The 16775-nt window shown below is 72.6% G+C and carries 16 protein-coding genes; 15 read left to right on the forward strand and 1 reads right to left on the reverse strand.

The features are described from left to right. Nucleotides 1-315 precede the first annotated feature (315 nt). From alaS to ABD194_RS04585, 10 genes are all read left to right on the forward strand, one after another. Nucleotides 316-2955, forward strand: a complete 2640-nt coding sequence (gene alaS, locus ABD194_RS04540) for an alanine--tRNA ligase (RefSeq protein WP_343988316.1) — start codon at nucleotides 316-318, stop codon at nucleotides 2953-2955. Beyond that, nucleotides 2952-3464 carry a Holliday junction resolvase RuvX gene (gene ruvX / locus ABD194_RS04545; RefSeq protein WP_343988319.1) on the forward strand — a complete coding sequence of 171 codons (513 nt, stop codon included), beginning with the start codon at nucleotides 2952-2954 and terminating at the stop codon, nucleotides 3462-3464. Before alaS ends, ruvX begins: the two co-directional genes overlap by 4 nt. After that, entirely contained in the window at nucleotides 3461-4753 is a 1293-nt protein-coding gene (gene mltG, locus ABD194_RS04550) for an endolytic transglycosylase MltG (RefSeq protein ID WP_343988322.1), read from the forward strand. Before ruvX ends, mltG begins: the two co-directional genes overlap by 4 nt. Continuing rightward, nucleotides 4747-5625 (forward strand): shikimate dehydrogenase, encoded by an 879-nt coding sequence (locus ABD194_RS04555; RefSeq protein ID WP_343988325.1) that lies wholly within the window; start codon nucleotides 4747-4749, stop codon nucleotides 5623-5625. The genes mltG and ABD194_RS04555 overlap by 7 nt, the downstream gene beginning before the upstream one ends. 8 nt (nucleotides 5626-5633) lie before the next feature. After that, nucleotides 5634-6335 carry a prepilin peptidase gene (locus ABD194_RS04560; protein WP_343988329.1) on the forward strand — a complete coding sequence of 234 codons (702 nt, stop codon included), beginning with the start codon at nucleotides 5634-5636 and terminating at the stop codon, nucleotides 6333-6335. A 76-nt stretch (nucleotides 6336-6411) separates the two neighbouring features. Further along, entirely contained in the window at nucleotides 6412-7632 is a 1221-nt protein-coding gene (gene aroC, locus ABD194_RS04565) for a chorismate synthase (protein WP_343988332.1), read from the forward strand. Next, entirely contained in the window at nucleotides 7629-8165 is a 537-nt protein-coding gene (locus ABD194_RS04570; RefSeq protein ID WP_343988335.1) for a shikimate kinase, read from the forward strand. The genes aroC and ABD194_RS04570 overlap by 4 nt, the downstream gene beginning before the upstream one ends. Then, a complete protein-coding gene (aroB, locus tag ABD194_RS04575) occupies nucleotides 8162-9277 on the forward strand; it encodes a 3-dehydroquinate synthase (RefSeq protein ID WP_343988338.1) in 1116 nt (371 codons plus the stop codon). Before ABD194_RS04570 ends, aroB begins: the two co-directional genes overlap by 4 nt. Before the next feature lie 36 nt (nucleotides 9278-9313). Beyond that, nucleotides 9314-9751, forward strand: coding sequence for a type II 3-dehydroquinate dehydratase (aroQ, locus tag ABD194_RS04580; protein ID WP_343988342.1), 438 nt, complete (start codon nucleotides 9314-9316; stop codon nucleotides 9749-9751). A gap of 195 nt (nucleotides 9752-9946) precedes the next feature. Continuing rightward, complete coding sequence (locus ABD194_RS04585) at nucleotides 9947-10237, forward strand: hypothetical protein (protein WP_343988345.1); 291 nt, start codon at nucleotides 9947-9949, stop codon at nucleotides 10235-10237. A gap of 91 nt (nucleotides 10238-10328) precedes the next feature. On the opposite strand, the gene ABD194_RS04590 is transcribed toward ABD194_RS04585, so the two are convergent. Then, the gene (locus tag ABD194_RS04590) at nucleotides 10329-12398 is read right to left on the reverse strand and encodes a HelD family protein (RefSeq protein WP_343988348.1); all 2070 of its coding nucleotides are present in this window, start codon (nucleotides 12396-12398) and stop codon (nucleotides 10329-10331) included. A gap of 206 nt (nucleotides 12399-12604) precedes the next feature. Between ABD194_RS04590 and efp the strand changes: the two genes are divergently transcribed. The 5 genes from efp (at nucleotide 12605) to ABD194_RS04615 (ending at nucleotide 16756) form a co-directional block, all read left to right on the forward strand. After that, nucleotides 12605-13168 (forward strand): elongation factor P, encoded by a 564-nt coding sequence (efp, locus tag ABD194_RS04595; protein WP_343988351.1) that lies wholly within the window; start codon nucleotides 12605-12607, stop codon nucleotides 13166-13168. Between the two features lie 16 nt (nucleotides 13169-13184). Next, nucleotides 13185-13598 (forward strand): transcription antitermination factor NusB, encoded by a 414-nt coding sequence (gene nusB, locus ABD194_RS04600; RefSeq protein ID WP_343988354.1) that lies wholly within the window; start codon nucleotides 13185-13187, stop codon nucleotides 13596-13598. Between the two features lie 262 nt (nucleotides 13599-13860). Beyond that, nucleotides 13861-14409: a bifunctional pyr operon transcriptional regulator/uracil phosphoribosyltransferase PyrR gene (gene pyrR / locus ABD194_RS04605; protein WP_343988805.1), complete on the forward strand. Its 549-nt coding sequence runs from the start codon at nucleotides 13861-13863 to the stop codon at nucleotides 14407-14409. Continuing rightward, nucleotides 14406-15413, forward strand: a complete 1008-nt coding sequence (locus tag ABD194_RS04610) for an aspartate carbamoyltransferase catalytic subunit (RefSeq protein ID WP_343988357.1) — start codon at nucleotides 14406-14408, stop codon at nucleotides 15411-15413. The genes pyrR and ABD194_RS04610 overlap by 4 nt, the downstream gene beginning before the upstream one ends. Continuing rightward, nucleotides 15410-16756, forward strand: a complete 1347-nt coding sequence (locus ABD194_RS04615) for a dihydroorotase (protein ID WP_343988360.1) — start codon at nucleotides 15410-15412, stop codon at nucleotides 16754-16756. The genes ABD194_RS04610 and ABD194_RS04615 overlap by 4 nt, the downstream gene beginning before the upstream one ends. Nucleotides 16757-16775: the final 19 nt, after the last annotated feature.

The following is a 16775-nucleotide window of genomic DNA, read 5'->3' on the forward strand; positions in this document are numbered from 1 at the left end:
GGCCGGCCCAGCGGCATACCCCCATCGCCCGGCAGGGAGCCGCGGCAGGTGGCAGTGGGACCCACCCGGCGGGGTCCGTTAGGGTTGAACCACCTCGGCGCGAGCGTGCGCCGACGAGGCGAAGGACGATGAACGTGGCCCAGACGGGACCCAGGGTGAGCCTGCGCCCGCGCCTGCAGCAGGCGGGGCGAGCTCCGTGGGGGTCAGCCGCGCCCGTGTGAGGCGCCGGGCTGGCCCCGCCCCTGCTCGCCCCCTGCCCGGCCGCCGATGCGACGGGCTCCTGCACACCACACCCGTCGACCCCGAGGACACATCATGGAAACCGCTGAGATCAGGCGTCGCTGGCTCTCCTTCTTCGGCAGCCAGGGCCACACCGTCGTGCCGAGCGCGCCGCTCGTGCACGAGGACCCGAACCTGCTGTTCGTCAACGCCGGCATGGTCCCCTTCAAGCCGTACTTCCTCGGCCAGGAGACGCCGCAGTTCACCCGAGCCACCAGCGTGCAGAAGTGCGTGCGCACCCTCGACATCGAGGAGGTCGGCAAGACCACGCGGCACGGCACGTTCTTCCAGATGAACGGCAACTTCAGCTTCGGCGACTACTTCAAGGAAGGCGCCATCGAGCTCGCCTGGGAGCTCATCACCCGCAGCCAGTCCGAGGGCGGGCTCGGCTTCGACGAGAAGGACCTCTACGCGTCCGTCTACTACGAGGACGACGAGGCGATCGCGCTCTGGAAGAAGGTCGCCGGCCTGTCCGACGACCGCATCGTGCGTCTCGGGCGCAAGGACAACTACTGGAACATGGGCGTGGCAGGCCCCGGCGGTCCGTGCTCCGAGATCCTGCTCGACCGCGGTCCCGAGTTCGGCGCCGACGGCGACTGGGAGGCGGGTGACCGCTACCTCGAGTTCTGGAACCTCGTGTTCATGCAGTACGAGCTCGAGAACGTCCGCTCCAAGGAGGACTTCGACATCGTCGGGGACCTGCCCAAGCGCAACATCGACACCGGCATGGGTCTCGAGCGCGTCGCGTTCCTGCTCCAGGGCGTCGACAACATCTACGAGACCGACGAGGTCTTCCCGGTCATCGCGGCAGCGGAGGACCTGACGGGTCGCCGTTACGGTGCCGACCACGACGACGACGTCCGCTTCCGCGTGGTCGCCGACCACGTGCGCTCCTCGCTCATGCTCATCGGGGACGGGGTGACGCCGGGCAACGAGGGCCGGGGATACGTGCTGCGCCGCTTGCTGCGCCGCGCGGTTCGCTCGATGCGCCTGCTCGGTGTCGACGCGCCGACCCTCGAGCAGCTGCTTCCCGTCAGCAAGGAGCGGATGAAGGCGTCCTACCCCGAGCTCGAGACCGACTTCTCCCGCATCAGCCAGGTCGCGTACGCCGAGGAGGAGGCCTTCCGCCGCACGCTCAGCTCGGGCACGACGATCCTCGACACCGCGGTGGCGCGGGCCAAGTCGTCCGGTGCCAGCACCCTCGGCGGCGCCGAGGCGTTCGCCCTGCACGACACCTACGGCTTCCCGATCGACCTGACCCTCGAGATGGCGGCGGAGCAGGGCCTGCAGGTCGACGAGGCCGGCTTCCGCCGGCTCATGGGCGAGCAGCGCGACCGGGCCAAGGCCGACGCCAAGGCGAAGCGGTCGGCGCACGGCGACACCAGCGTCTACCGCCAGCTCTCCGACCTCCTCGGTCGCGACGTGGAGTTCACCGGCTACGACCAGGTCCTGTCCGACACCCGCGTGCGTGGCCTGATCCGCGACGACGTGGAGATCGTCCTGGACCGCACGCCGCTCTACGCGGAGTCGGGCGGGCAGCAGGCCGACCACGGCATCATCCGGCTGGCCAGCGGCGCCCTGCTGCGCGTCGAGGACGTGCAGCGCCCCATCACCGGGCTCGTCGTGCACCGCGCGTCGGTGCTCGAGGGCGAGGTCGGCGTGGGCGAGGACGCGGAGGCCGAGGTCGACGTCGTGCGCCGCCGGTCCATCTCACGTGCCCACACGGCGACGCACATGGTCCACCAGGCGCTGCGCGACGAGCTCGGCGACACGGCGACGCAGGCGGGTTCCGAGAACTCGCCCGGCCGGCTGCGCTTCGACTTCAAGTCCCTGCAGTCGGTCCCGGCCGCTGCGATGGCCGAGATCGAGGCGCGGATCAACGGCGTGCTGCTCGAGGACCTCCCCGTGACGGCCGACATCATGGCGCTCGACGCGGCCAAGCGGCTCGGCGCGATGGCGCTGTTCGGCGAGAAGTACGGCGAACGCGTACGCGTGGTCTCCATCGGGGAGTGGTCCCGCGAGCTGTGCGTCGGCACCCACACGCCGCGCGTCGGCCAGATCGGCGTCGTCAAGCTCCTCGGTGAGAGCTCGATCGGTTCGGGAGTGCGCCGCGTCGAGGCGCTCGTGGGCGCGGACGCCTACACCCACCTGGCCCGCGAGGCCACCATCGTCAGCCAGCTGACCGACACGCTCGGCGTGCGGCGCGACGAGCTGCCCGACCGCATCGCCACCATCCTCGGACGCCTGCGCGACGCGGAGAAGGAGATCGCCGCGGTCCGCCAGAGCCAGGTCCTCGGAGCGGCAGCCGGCCTCGTGCAGTCCGCACGCGACATCGGCGGCGTCACCTTCGTCAGCCACGACGCGGGCGACGGCGTCACGGGCGACGACCTGCGCAAGCTCGTGACCGACGTGCGCGGTCGCCTGGGCAACGACCGTCCGGCGCTCGTGTCGATGGCGGCCGTCGGCAACGGACGTCCCGTGGTCATCGTCGCGACGAACCAGCGGGCCCGCGAGGCCGGCCTCAAGGCGGGTGCGTTCGTCAAGCTCGCGGCCACGGCGCTCGGCGGCGGTGGCGGCGGAAAGGACGACCTCGCCCAGGGGGGCGGCACCGACCCGAGCCGGGTCTCCGCGGCCCTCGGCGCCGTCGAGGACCACCTGCGGGGCCGGGGCGCGTGACCCCGACGGACGCCCGCTTCCGCCCGGGGGCACGAGTCGGCGTCGACGTGGGCAACGCCCGCGTCGGGGTCGCCGCCTCGGGCGCTGCGGGCGCGCTCGCCCACCCGGTGCGCACCCTGCGCCGCGACACCGGCGCCGACGGCGACGTCGAGGCGATCGTCGAGCTCGAGCCCGAGCTCGAGGCCATCGAGGTCGTGGTCGGCCTCCCCCGCCTGCTGTCCGGGCAGGAGGGGGAGGCGGCCCGGATCGCGCGGGACTACGCCGGCCGCCTCGCCTCGCGCCTCGGTAGTGTGGGGGTGCGCATGGTCGACGAGCGCTTGACCACCGTGGACGCGCACCGCAGACTACGCGACAGCGGTGTGCCCGGTCGCGGACAGCGAGCCGTCGTCGACCAGGCCGCCGCCGTACTCATCCTGCAGTCGGCGCTCGACACCGAGGCGCTGTCGGGCATGCCGCCCGGGGAGATCATCATGCCGGGGGGCAAACGGAAGAAGGAACGTCGTCGATGAAGGACCACCTCGAGTCATCCATCTTCGGCGACCACGACGAGGCGCTCGAGCACGACGTCGTCGAGCCGGGGCACCCGCTGGACGGCGCCGACGCACCGGCGGGCGACCACGAGCACGGGCACCCGACTGCGGGTTCCAGCCGGCGGGAGCTGCGTGAGCAGGAGCTGGCGGCGCGCCGGCGGGGCCGGCGCGGGCGGCGTTCGCGCGGGGCAGCGGGTTCCACCGCCGGCACGGCGCCTCGGGGCAAGCCGTCGGTGCTGCGCCGCCTCGTCGTCATCGTCATCGCCCTGGCGGTCATCGGCGGAGGAGTGGCCGTCGCCTACAAGGCGCTGCGTCCCGTCGTCGAAGGCTTCGTCGAGTCCAACGACTACCCGGGTCCCGGCACTGGTGAGGTCCGGGTGACCATCGACCAGGGCGCCGGAGGCGGGGCCATCGCCAAGACCCTCGTCGACGACGACGTGGTCAAGTCGACCAAGGCGTTCATCGAGGCCGCGAACAGCGACCCGAAGAGCTCGTCGATCCAGCCCGGCGTCTACGTCATGAAGAAGCAGATGAAGGCCGCGGACGCCGTGGCCCTTCTCGTGGACTCCAAGAACCGACTCGTCACGCGCGTCGTCGTCCCCGAGGGCCTGTGGGCCACCGAGATCTACGACCGCCTGTCCAAGGCGTCGGGCATCCCCGTCGCCCAGTACGCCGCGGCCGCCAAGAACGTCGGGCAGCTCGGCCTGCCGCCCTCGGCCAAGGGCAATCTCGAGGGCTACCTCTTCCCGGCCAGCTACGAGTTCGGGCCGAGCTCGACCGCTGCGGACCAGCTCAAGCAGATGGTCGCCGAGTCGACCAAGCGCCTGGCCGGCCTCGGCATCGCGCCCGGCCAGATGGAGCGCGTCGTCACGGTGGCGAGCCTCATCGAGGGTGAGGCCAAGACCCAGGGGGACCAGGCCAAGGTGGCCCGGGTCATCGAGAACCGCCTCGCGAAGAAGATGACCCTGGGTCTCGACTCGACGGTGAACTACATCTTCAAGAAGCGGGGCGTGCCGACGCAGCCGATGCTCGACAGCAAGAGCCCCTACAACACCCGGCTGGTCGCGGGTCTGCCGCCGGGTCCGATCTCCAACCCCGGGGAGAGCGCCCTCACCGCGGCGGCCAAGCCGGTCGCCGGGCCATGGCTCTACTTCGTGACGGTCAACCTCGACACCGGCGAGACCAAGTTCGCCACCACCTACGAGGAGCACCAGCGCAACGTGGCGCAGTTCCAGAAGTGGTGCGCCGACAACAAGGGCAAGTGCTGAGCGAGGGGCAGGGCCCCACCCGCCGCTGCGCGGTGTGGGGCAGCCCCGTCGAGCACTCGCTCTCTCCGGTGCTGCACCGGGCCGCGTACGCCACCCTCGGGCTGCGTGCATGGTCCTACGACCGTCGTGACGTCGACGTCGTCGCCTTTGCGAGCGAGTTCGCGGCACTGGACGGGACGTGGCGGGGGCTCTCGCTCACGATGCCGCTCAAGGAGGTCGCCCTGGAGGTGGCGTCGCTGGTCACCCCGCTGGCTGCGGCGACCGGCTCGGCCAACACGCTGGTGCGCGAGGCCGAAGACCCCTCGTGGTGGTCCGCGCACAACACCGACGTGCACGGCATCGCCACGGCGCTGCGCCTCGCGGGCGCCTGGGACTGGTCCAGCCTGCTGGTCGTCGGGTCGGGTGCCACCGCGCGTTCCGCGCTGGCCGCCCTCGCCACCGTGACCGGGGGGACCGCGCCGGACGCACGGGTGGTCTTCATGGTGCGGGACGCCGTGCGTGCCGCCACCCTGGCCCAGGCCCGTGCGGCCGGTGTGCAGGTCGACGTCGTGCGGATGGGCGACTGGGGCCCGGCTGCCGAGGTCGACGTGGTCGTCAGCACGGTGCCCCCGCCGTCGGTGCCCGGGCTCGACCGACTGCCCACAGCGCGCTCCACTGCGCCGACGGAGGGCAGGCCGGTGCTCCTCGACGTCGTCTACGGCTCGGGTGAGACTCCGCTGCAGCGAGCCGCCCGGCAGCGTGGCTGGAGCATCGCCGAGGGCACCGACATGCTGCTGCACCAGGCGACCGAGCAGGTACGCCTCATGACCCGACACGAGCCGCCGCTCGATGCCATGGCGAGCGCCCTGCGCGACGCCCTCGCCGCGCGATGATCCCGCCGATGACCTGGGTCGACGCGCCTGGGACGCCTTGGTGGTTCGTGGTCCTGCTGGCCGTGGCGGGCGGCGCGATGGGTGAGGTGCTCCGTCGACGCCTCGCCGGCGGCGGCTACCGCCTCGACGACGAGGTCGGCCCCCTGCCCAGAGTTTCGTCGCGCGTCGTGCCGATCGCCCTCGCGCTGCTCTGGGGCCTGCTGGCGTGGCGGTTCGGTCCCCTGTCGGGCTGGGCCCTCACGCCCGCGTACCTCGGCTTCGCCTTCGTGGCCGTCGCCCTCGGATGGATCGACGCCGACGTGCACCGCCTGCCGCGCGGACTGACCCGGCCGGCATACCCCCTGCTCGTGGGGCAGCTCGCGATCGCCTCGCTGGCCTCGGGGGACTGGGAGGCACTGCGACGCGCCGCCGTCGCAGGAGCGGTGCTGTGGACGATCTACTTCCTCCTGGCGCTCGTGGCGGCGCTGCTCGGCAGCGGCTTCGGCTACGGCGATGTCACCCTGGCCGGGCTCGTGGGCCTGGCGACCGGATACATCGGCGTGTCCACGACCCTCGTCGCCTCGTACGCCTCGTTCATCCTCGCCGGGATCTACGGCGTCGCGCGCCTCGTGCTTCGGCGCGGCACCCGCAAGGACGACATCGCCTTCGGGCCGTGGATGCTGCTCGGGCTGCTGCTCTCGCTCGTCGTGCAGGTGCGTCCCCTGCTCTAGGACCACGCGTCCGGACCGGGGTCCCGAGGGTCGGGCGGCGCGGAAGCGGGGTCTGCGCGCGTGGGAGGATCGCTGCATGTTGCGTTGGTTGACGGCCGGTGAGTCGCACGGGCCCGCACTCGTCGCCATGATCGAGGGTCTCCCGGCCGGGGTCGAGGTGGGCGCCAAGGACCTGCAGGCCGCCCTGTCGCGCCGCCGGCTCGGCTACGGTCGCGGCGCGCGGATGAAGTTCGAGCAGGACGAGGTGGAGTTCCTCGGCGGGCTGCGCCACGGTGTGACGCTCGGGTCCCCGATCGCGGTCCGCATCGGCAACAGCGAGTGGCCCAAGTGGACCACCGTCATGAGCCCCGAGGCCGTCAGCGCCGAGGCGTATGCCGCCTCCGACGACGTCAACGCCGAGAAGGAGGTGGCGCGCAACAAGCCGCTGACCCGGCCCCGTCCCGGGCACGCCGACCTCGTCGGCATGCAGAAGTACGGCCACGAGGACGCCCGTCCGGTGCTGGAGCGGGCCTCCGCACGGGAGACGGCGGCCCGCGTGGCGCTCGGTGAGATCGCCGCCCGCTTCCTCGAACAGGCCTACGGCATTCGCCTCGTCTCGCACACGGTCGCCATCGGGACTGCCGCAGTGCCCGAGGGCGCCGAGCTGCCGACGCCGGTCGATGTCGAGCGCCTCGACGCGGACCCGGTGCGTGCCTTCGACCCGAGCGGGTCGGCGGCCATGGTGGCCGAGGTCGACGCCGCGAAGAAGGACGGCGACACCCTGGGCGGCGTGGTCGAGGTGCTCGCCTACGGCCTGCCTCCGGGCCTCGGGTCGCACGTGCACTGGGACCGCAAGCTCGACGGGCAGCTCGCCCAGGCCCTGATGAGCATCCAGGCGATCAAGGGCGTCGAGGTCGGCGACGGCTTCGAGACAGCGCGCCGCCGCGGGTCGCAGGCGCACGACGAGATGGAGCTCGTCGACGGCATCATCACCCGTCGCACCGGCCGCGCCGGCGGCACCGAGGGCGGCATGTCGACGGGTCAGGTGCTGCGCGTTCGCGCGGCCATGAAGCCGATCAGCACCGTGCCGCGCGCCCTCGCGACCGTCGACGTCGCGACCGGCGAGGCGGCCACCGCGATCCACCAGCGCTCCGACGTGTGCGCCGTCCCGGCCGCGGGCGTCGTCGCCGAGGCGATGGTCGCCCTCGTCCTCGCGGCGTCGTGCCTCGAGAAGTTCGGCGGCGACTCGGTGACGGAGACGTCCCGCAACCACACGGTCTACCTCGACGGCATCCGGAAGGAGCTGCGCACGTGGTGAGCAGCGAGACCCTCGACTCCTCCCGGCCCGCGGCAGTCGTCGTCGGGCCGCCCGGCGCCGGCAAGACGACGGTCGGCGAGGCCCTCGCCGCCCGTCTCGGGGTGCCGTTCCACGACGTCGACGCCGCCATCGAGCAGTCACAGGGCCGCTCGATCTCTGACATCTTCGTCGACGACGGCGAACCCGTCTTCCGGGACCTCGAGCGTGAGGCGGTGGCCCGGGCCCTCGCGCAGGAGCGCGGCGTGGTCTCCCTCGGTGGGGGAGCCGTGATGGACCCGCTCACCGAGGCCGCCCTGGCCGGCCACACGGTGGTGTTCCTCGACGTCTCCATCGCCGACGCGAGCAAGCGCATCGGGTTCGACCGGTCGCGGCCGCTGCTGTCGGTCAACCCGCGCGCCACGTGGGTGACGATGATGAACCACCGCCGCCCGACCTACGAGCGGGTCGCGACGATCCGCGTCGACACCGCCGGTCGCACCCCGGCCGAGGTCGTCGACGACGTGGTGGCAGAGCTCGACGGGTCTCGCCCGTGACGGTTGCACCCGAGCCGACGACGATCTCCGTCGGTGGCGACTATGACGTCGTCATCGGGTCCGGTGTGCTGGACCGGGTGGCCGGGCTGCTCGGGCCGGACGTCGAGCGTGTGCTCGTCGTCCACCCGCCGACGCTGCCCGGGCTGACGGGACGGGTCACCGCCGCGCTCGAGGAGCACGGGTATGCCGTCCACGTCGCCGAGGTGCCCGACGCCGAGGCCGCCAAGACGGCCACCGTCGCCGCCGACCTGTGGTCGCAGCTCGGACGGGCCGGCTTCACCCGCTCCGACGCGGTCGTCGGGGTGGGCGGCGGCACCGTCACCGACCTCGCCGGGTTCGTCGCGGCATCGTGGCTGCGCGGCGTGCGCGTCGTGCAGGTGCCCACCACCCTGCTCGGGATGGTCGACGCCGCCGTGGGCGGCAAGACCGGCATCAACACCGCCGAGGGCAAGAACCTCGTCGGTGCCTTCCACCCGCCGGCCGGCGTGCTCTGTGACGTCGAGGTGCTCGACTCGCTGCCCGAGGCCGACCTCGTCGCGGGCCTCGGCGAGGTGGTCAAGTGCGGCTTCATCGCCGATCCGGTCATCCTCGACCTCGTCGAGTCCGCGGTCAGCGAGGACCCGGCGAAGGCGCGCACCGCTACCAGTCCTCACCTGCGCGAGCTCATCGAGCGGGCCGTCCGTGTCAAGGCCGGCGTCGTGGCCGCCGACCTGCGCGAGAGCTCCCTGCGCGAGATCCTCAACTACGGCCACACCTTCGGACACGCCATCGAGCAGGTCGAGGGCTACTCCTGGCGCCACGGCGAGGCGGTGGCCGTGGGCATGGTCTACGTCGCGGAGCTCGCGCGCCTCACCGGCCACCTGTCCGGACCCGAGGGCGACGCCCTCGTGGCGCGGCACCGCTCGGTGCTGGAGTCGCTCGGGCTGCCCACCGGCTACGTGCCGGGACGGTGGGACGAGCTGCTCACCGCGATGCGCCGCGACAAGAAGTCCCGCGGCTCGACGCTGCGCTTCGTCGTGCTCGACGGGCTGGCCCGGCCCACCCGGCTCGTGGGGCCCGACGAGGCCCTGCTGCAGGCGGCCTACGGCCTCGTGTCGCGGCGCGGCGCCTGACCGTCCCGGCCGGCGCCGCTCACTAGACTCGCGGCCATGACGGCACCCATGGTCTTCGTCCTGTCGGGCCCCAACTTGGGCCGCCTCGGCACCCGCGAGCCCGAGGTCTACGGCTCCGACACGCTCGAGGACATCCACGACGCCGTCGAGCGCGAGGCCCGTGACCTGGGCCTGGTGGCCGACTGCCGGCAGACCAACCACGAGGGCGAGCTCATCGACTGGCTGCACGAGGCGGTCGACGTCGGCGCGGACGTCGTGCTCAACCCCGGCGCCTTCACGCACTACTCGTATGCCGTCCGCGACGCCTGCGCCATCGTGACCACGAGCGGTCGCAGCCTCGTCGAGGTGCACCTGTCCAACCCGGCCGCGCGCGAGGAGTTCCGCCACACCTCGGTGGTCGCCGGTGTGGCGACTGGCACGGTCGCCGGCTTCGGCCTGCAGTCCTACCTGCTGGCGCTCCGCGCCCTGGTCTGAGCCTCATCGGTGCTGTCGCCGGCCCGAGCCGCGATGGCGTCGAGGTCACGCACGGCGGCCACGGGGAGTCGATCTCCAGACCGGCCACCGGTCGGGGATCACCTCGCCCCATGGCGTCTCGAGAGTCCGGCGACGCGGCGGGACACGGCGGGGGTGGGCGGTCCCGCAACCCGTGGAACGTGGCAGCCTGCTCCCATGCCCGAGGACGAGCCCCTGGTCAGCGCGCTGGCGATCAACGTCACGATTCCGGAGGAGCTGCGCTGGACAGACACCCGTCGCGGCCAGACCTTCCGGCTCGACACCCTCAACGTCCGACTGCTGACGAGCGGCCACCTCGCAGCCAAGTCCTACGGCCGTCCGGTCGAGGGAGGGCGCGGTGCCTACGTGTCCTTCCCCGTGCCGGAGCGGCCCGAGCTGGTGGCCCTGGTCGAAGCGGCGGCCGCCCGTGCGGCGACGATGTGGGGCGCGCACCGCGGTCTCGGCTGAGCGCCGGCGGCTCCACGGGTCGAGGTGATCGGCGACCACGGGCGCTCGCCGATCACCTCCGATCAGGAGCCAGGAAAAGTCAGGAGAAGGGTCAAGCGGTGCCGAGGGCCGCGGGCAGCGGCTCGGCGTGCACGATCGTCAGCTCCGAGACGGCCCGGGTCAGCACGACGTAGAGGCGTCGTAGGCCGGTGCGCTCGTCGGGCTCCGCCGCCGCGATGGCCGCCGGCTCGACGACGACGGTGCGGTCGAACTCGAGGCCCTTGGCGACGCTCGCCGGCACCACCTCGACCTGGTGGTCCTCGTCGTCCCCGTGGTCGCGGTCCAGGCGCCCGTGGGCGATGCCTGCGGCGTCGAGCGCGGCCGAGACACGGTTCAGGCCGGCATCAGGGGCGATGACACCGACCGAGCCCGGACCAGCGGCCGCCTTCTCGACGGCGCGCACCACCTCGGCCTCGAGGGCGCCGGCGTCAGCGGGGCGGATCTCCAGCCTGCCCGGGTTCTCGCGCACCGAGACCGGGGCGCCTAGTCCGGGTGCCATGACCGGAAGGAGGCGGGCGGCATACTCGATGACGGCTGCGGGGACGCGGAAACCACGGTCGAGCACCACGAGGTCGTGCTCCGGCTTGCCGAGGTGGCGCATCGCCTCCTCCCAGGAGGCGGTCGCCCACGGCGTGGTGCCCTGGGCGATGTCGCCGAGCACGGTCACCGACCCGGTCGAGCAGCGGCGCCCCACCGCCTGCAGCTGCATCGGGGAGAGGTCCTGCGCCTCGTCGAGCACGATGTGCCCGAGGCTGGGGACGCGTCGCAGCAGGTCGTCCAGCTCGTCGAGCAGTGCGAGGTCGGCGCGCGACCATCGCGCCGCCCCCTTGGTGCGAGCGGGCCTGTCCCACAGCAGCCTCCCCCGCTCCTCGGCGGTGAGGTCGTCGCCGGCGGCGACCCGCAGCACCTCGGGGTCCGACCAGAGCCGGTGCAGCACGCCCTGTGGGTCGAGGGCCGGCCACACCGTCCCGACGTACTTCTTCACGGCCGCGGACCTCGCGACGGCGTCCTGCACGCGGTCGTCCGGCGCGTCGCCGGCGCGCTCCATCTCGAGGAGCACGTGGTGGGCTAGGCGCTGGGGCAGCAGGTCGCGCGCCGCCGAGTAGCGCACGCCGCGCGCCGCGAGCTCGTCGACGATCTCGGCCACCTCGTATGCCGGCACGCGCCACTTGCGGGCCCCGCGCGGGACCACGAGCGCCTCCGAGGGACGCCGGAGTGTCGACCAGACGGCCCGGCGCAGCACTGCGGCCAACCGGGCATCGCCCTTGAGCGTGGCGAGGTCGGCCGGCTCGTCGGCCCGCACCCGGCCGTGGTGCTCGAGGAGCGTCTCGATGGTGGCGTGGCGCACGCGCACCTCACCGAGGGAGGGCAGGACGGCGCCGATGTGGTCGAGGAAGGCGCGGTTGGGTCCGACCACGAGCACGCCCGAGCGGTCGAGCCGCTCCCGGAAGGAGTAGAGCAGCCACGCGGCGCGGTGCAGGCCCACGGCGGTCTTGCCCGTGCCGGGCGCGCCCTGGACGCAGACGCTGACCGCGACGTCGCTACGGACGATCTCGTCCTGCTCCGGCTGGATGGTCGACACGATGTCGCGCATCGGGCCGGTGCGCGGGCGCTCGATCTCGCTGGCCAGCAACGAGCCGGTCGTCCGGTCCGACTGCTCCGGCCCCTGCAGGTGCTCGTCCTCGATGGCGGTCAACCGCCCGCGATCCACGCCGAAGCGCCGCCGGAGCACGACGTCCATCGGGTCGAGCTTCGACGCCCGGTAGAAGGCTGTCGACACGGGAGCACGCCAGTCGACGACGACGGGGTCGCCCGCCTCGTCCGAGACGTGCCGGCGGCCGATGTGCAGCTGCTCGGAGGGACCGTCCGCCGGGTCGACGTCGATGCGGCCGAAGAAGAGGGTGGCGCGCGGGTCGTCCTGCAGCGAGGCGATGCGCCGGGCCAGCACCCAGCCGAGGACCTCGCCCGAGACGGCGTCGCTCGCCTTGGACGCGTCGAGCGACTCGGCCAGCTCGCGCATCCGGCCCAGCTGCGCGCGGGCCTCGTCGAGGAAGGCCTGCTCCCTGGCGAGCTCGTCGGCCAGCTCGTCCTGCTTCGTGCCGGCCGGCTGGGAGGTGGGCATGACGAAGCCGCCTTTCAGGGCACGAGGGTCGAGGGGGAGGAGCGAGCCTACACCCGCTCTGCCTGGAGCGGCGGCGACGATTCCGCGATCCGCAGGGCGCCCCGCTAGACTCGTGCGGCAACTCCCCAAGTCAACGAACGCCCGGGGTCCCGGCGTGCCCAGCGGCACCCAGCGGGCCGGCCGGCATACGAAAGTGGTTTGTCACGATGGCTACGACCAACGACCTGAAGAACGGCATGGTGCTCAACCTCGAGGGACAGCTCTGGTCCGTCGTCGAGTTCCAGCACGTCAAGCCCGGCAAGGGCCCCGCGTTCGTGCGCACCAAGCTCAAGGCCGTCCTCTCCGGCAAGGTCGTCGACAAGACGTTCAACGCGGGCACCAAGGTCGAGACGAGCAACGTCGACAAGCGGACGATGCAGTACCTCTACAAGGACGGCACCGACTTCGTCTTCATGGACACCGACACCTACGACCAGATCAACGTGTCGGAGACCGTCGTGGGCGACTCCGCCAACTACCTCCTCGAGAACCAGAACGCCATCGTCGCCACGCACGACGGCGCCCCGCTCTACGTCGAACTGCCCGCCTCTGTCGTGCTCGAGATCACCCACACCGAGCCCGGCCTGCAGGGAGACCGCTCGACCGGTGGCACCAAGCCCGCCACCCTCGAGACCGGCGCCCAGATCAACGTGCCCCTCTTCCTCGAGACCGGCACGCGCGTCAAGGTCGACACCCGCGACGGGTCGTACCTCGGCCGCGTCAACGACTGAGCGGACGCGAATTCCCTTGGCAGCACGCAGCAAGGCCCGCACTCGGGCGCTCGACATCCTCTTCGAGGCGGACCAGCGCGGCCTCAACGCCGAGACGCTCCTCGACGAGCGCCTGCGCGACCGCCAGTCGCGAGCGGCCAACAACCCCTACACCGCGGAGCTCGTGCGCGGGGTGGTGGGGAAGTGGAACGACATCAACGCGGCCCTGACCGACTACAGCCAGGGCTGGACGCTCGAGCGCATGCCCGCCGTCGACCGCGCCATCCTGCGGCTCGGCGCATGGGAGGTGCTCTGGAACGACGAGATCCCCGACGCCGTGGCGATCTCCGAGGCCGTGGCGCTGGCCACCGAGCTGTCGACCGACGAGTCGCCGGCGTTCGTCAACGGGCTGCTCGGCCGGCTCGCCGAGGTCAAGGCCACCATCGTCTGACCTCTCGGTCGGGTCACCAACGCGCACAGCACGAAGCCACCCGTATGCGGGTGGCTTCGTGCGTTCCCCGTCCGGGCGTGGGCGCGGGTGTCGTCCCGGGCCACGGGACGGACCGGTGTGGGGAGTCGGCCCGGCGCACGTTAGACTCCCTCGCGATCGACATCCTTTAACCACCGTCCTGTGAGGCGGGGAAGGAGGTCCAGCGGCTGTGACCTGCCCTGACCTGAGTGCGCCTGCCCAGCCATCGAACGACCGCTCGAGCATCCCCGACGACGCCAGGGACGTCATGAGCGAGGGGGACATCTCCCGGGCGCTGCGGCGCATCGGTCACGAGATCCTCGAGCGCAACCGGGGGAGCGAGGGCCTGGTCCTGCTCGGCATCCCCTCGCGTGGAGTGCCGCTCGCCCGCCGCCTCGCCGCGGGCATCGAGCAGGTCGAGGGCAGCCCCGTCCCGGTCGGCGAGCTCGACATCACGCTCCACCGCGACGACCTGCGCCGCAACCCGGTGCGCACGGCGCACCGCTCGCGCATCCCCGACGGCGGCATCGACGACCAGGTCGTCGTCCTCGTCGACGACGTCCTCTACTCCGGCCGCACCATCCGCGCCGCCCTCGATGCCCTGTCGGAGCTCGGCCGCCCGCGCGCGGTGCGCCTGGCGGTCCTCGTCGACCGCGGCCACCGCGAGCTGCCGATCCGCGCCGACCACGTCGGCAAGAACCTGCCCACGTCCCGCGACGAGCGGGTGCACGTGCGGGTCGCCGAGGTCGACGGCCTCGACGTCGTGCGCATCAGCGGGGGAGAGGCCCGATGACCAAGCACCTCATCTCCTCCGCTGACCTGACCCGGGCCGAGGTGGAGGACATCCTCGAGACCGCGGCCTCGATGCACGACCTGCAGCGCCGCGAGGTCAAGAAGGTGCCCACCCTGCGCGGGCGCACCGTCATCAACTTCTTCTTCGAGGACTCGACCCGCACCCGCAGCTCCTTCGAGATCGCGGGCAAGTGGATGTCGGCGGACACCATCAACCTCTCGGCGAAGGGCTCCTCGACGAGCAAGGGCGAGAGCCTGCGCGACACCGCGATGACGGTCGACGCCATGGCGGTCGACGCCCTCGTGATCCGGCACAACGCCTCGGGCGCCTGCCACCAGGTCGCCCAGTGGGTGCGCTGCAGCGTCATCAACGCGGGGGACGGCACCCACGAGCACCCGACGCAGGCCCTGCTCGACGCGTACACCTTGCGTACGCGCCTGGGTGACCTCGACGGCAAGCACGTCGTCATCGTCGGCGACCTCACGCACTCGCGAGTCTTCCGCAGCAACGTCATCACCCTCAAGACGCTCGGCGCCCGGGTCACGGTGGTCGCGCCACCGACCCTGATGCCCAGCGGCATCGGGGCGTGGAGCCGGGCCGACGGCTTCGCGACGAGCTGGGACCTCGACCCCGTGCTCGAGGGCAAGGGGGAGCACGGACCCGTCGACGCCGTCATGATGCTGCGCGTCCAGCGCGAGCGGATGAGCGGCGGGTTCTTCCCGACGGCGCGCGAGTACACCGTCGGCTACGGCCTGACCCGCGACCGGCTCGAGACCCTCGTCGCCCGCAACCGCGACGTGCTCGTGCTCCACCCCGGCCCGATGAACCGCGGCCTCGAGATCGCCCCCGAGGCGGCCGACTCGCCGCAGTCGGTCGTGCTCGACCAGGTCTCGGCCGGCGTCGCCGTCCGGATGGCCGTCCTCTACCACCTGCTCGCGGGCGACGACTCGCCCGCCGCACCCTCGCCCACCCCCGCCGCTGCCTCCGAAGGAGCCGTCCGATGACCCGCCTCGTGATCCGCGGTGCCCGGCTCCTCGGAGCCGACGCGGCCGACCTCCTCGTCGAGGACGGCGTCATCACCGAGGTCGGCTCCGTCCGAGCCCCCCAGGGCGCCGAGGTGCTCGACGCCGACGGCCTGGTCGCGCTGCCGGGCCTCGTCGACCTGCACGTGCACCTGCGCGAGCCGGGTCGCGAGGACGCCGAGACGATCGCGACCGGCTCGGCCGCCGCCGCGGCCGGTGGCTTCACCGCGGTCTTCGCGATGGCCAACACGAGCCCCGTCACCGACACCGCCGAGGCGGCCGAACGCGTGCTCGACCTCGGGCGCGCCTGCGGCCTCACCGAGGTGGTGCCGGTCGGTGCGGTGACCAAGGGCCTCGAGGGCGCGGAGCTGGCGGAGCTCGGCCTGATGGCGCGGTCGCGAGCCGGGGTCCGGGTCTTCAGCGACGACGGCCACTGCGTCCACGACGCGCGCATCATGCGCCGGGCGCTCGAGTACATCAAGCCCTTCGGCGGAGTCATCAGCCAGCACGCGCAGGACCCCCGGCTCGCCGGCCGCGAGGCCTGCTGCCACGAGGGCGAGGTGTCGGGGCGGCTCGGCCTGCCCGGCTGGCCCGGCATCGCCGAGGAGTCGATCGTCGCGCGCGACGTCATGCTCGCCCGGCACACCGGCTCCCGCGTGCACGTGGCCCACGTCTCGACCGCGGGCACGGTCGAGGTGATCCGGTGGGCGAAGGCCCAGGGCATCGCCGTGACCGCCGAGGTCACGCCCCACCACCTGGCCCTCACCACCGACCTGCTGCTCGGCTACGACCCCGTCTACAAGGTGAACCCGCCGCTGCGTCCCGCCGAGGACGTCGAGGCCCTGCGCGCGGGCCTCGCCGACGGCACCATCGACGCCGTCGCCACCGACCATGCGCCGCATGCCCGCCACGACAAGGAGCACGCCTTCGTCGACGCGGCCTTCGGCATGCTCGGCCTCGAGACGGCCCTGTCGGTCGTCAGCGACGTCATGGTGCGTCCCGGCCTGCTCGACTGGGCCGACGTCGCCCGGGTCATGTCGGCCGCCCCCGCCCGCATCGGCGGACTGGCCCACCAGGGAAGGGAGCTCGCCGTCGGCAGCCCGGCCCACATCACCCTCGTCGACCCCGGCCGCGAGGTCACGGTCGACGCCGCCGCGAGCCGCAGCCGCTCGCGCAACAACCCGTGGCACGGACGCACCCTGCGCGGAGCCGTCCTCACGACGGTCCACGCCGGACGCGTCACCCACGACGTCCGCGACGGAGCGGGCAGCCACGACACCGAACGAGAACTGACGAACGCGACGACCTCGGGAGCAGCCCAGTGACGACCCAGACACCGTTGAC

The sequence above is a fragment of the Terrabacter terrae genome, from assembly GCF_039529575.1.
Taxonomy (GTDB): Bacteria; Actinomycetota; Actinomycetes; order Actinomycetales; family Dermatophilaceae; genus Terrabacter; species Terrabacter terrae.

Coding starts and splice junctions, on each gene's coding strand:
- alaS (WP_343988316.1), top strand. CDS start 316: ATGGAAACCGCTGAGATCAGGCGTCGCTGGCTCTCCTTCTTCGGCAGC.
- mltG (WP_343988322.1), top strand. CDS start 3,461: ATGAAGGACCACCTCGAGTCATCCATCTTCGGCGACCACGACGAGGCG.
- ABD194_RS04560 (WP_343988329.1), top strand. CDS start 5,634: ATGACCTGGGTCGACGCGCCTGGGACGCCTTGGTGGTTCGTGGTCCTG.
- aroC (WP_343988332.1), top strand. CDS start 6,412: ATGTTGCGTTGGTTGACGGCCGGTGAGTCGCACGGGCCCGCACTCGTC.
- aroQ (WP_343988342.1), top strand. CDS start 9,314: ATGACGGCACCCATGGTCTTCGTCCTGTCGGGCCCCAACTTGGGCCGC.
- ABD194_RS04585 (WP_343988345.1), top strand. CDS start 9,947: ATGCCCGAGGACGAGCCCCTGGTCAGCGCGCTGGCGATCAACGTCACG.
- ABD194_RS04590 (WP_343988348.1), bottom strand. CDS start 12,398: ATGCCCACCTCCCAGCCGGCCGGCACGAAGCAGGACGAGCTGGCCGAC.
- efp (WP_343988351.1), top strand. CDS start 12,605: ATGGCTACGACCAACGACCTGAAGAACGGCATGGTGCTCAACCTCGAG.
- ABD194_RS04610 (WP_343988357.1), top strand. CDS start 14,406: ATGACCAAGCACCTCATCTCCTCCGCTGACCTGACCCGGGCCGAGGTG.
- ABD194_RS04615 (WP_343988360.1), top strand. CDS start 15,410: ATGACCCGCCTCGTGATCCGCGGTGCCCGGCTCCTCGGAGCCGACGCG.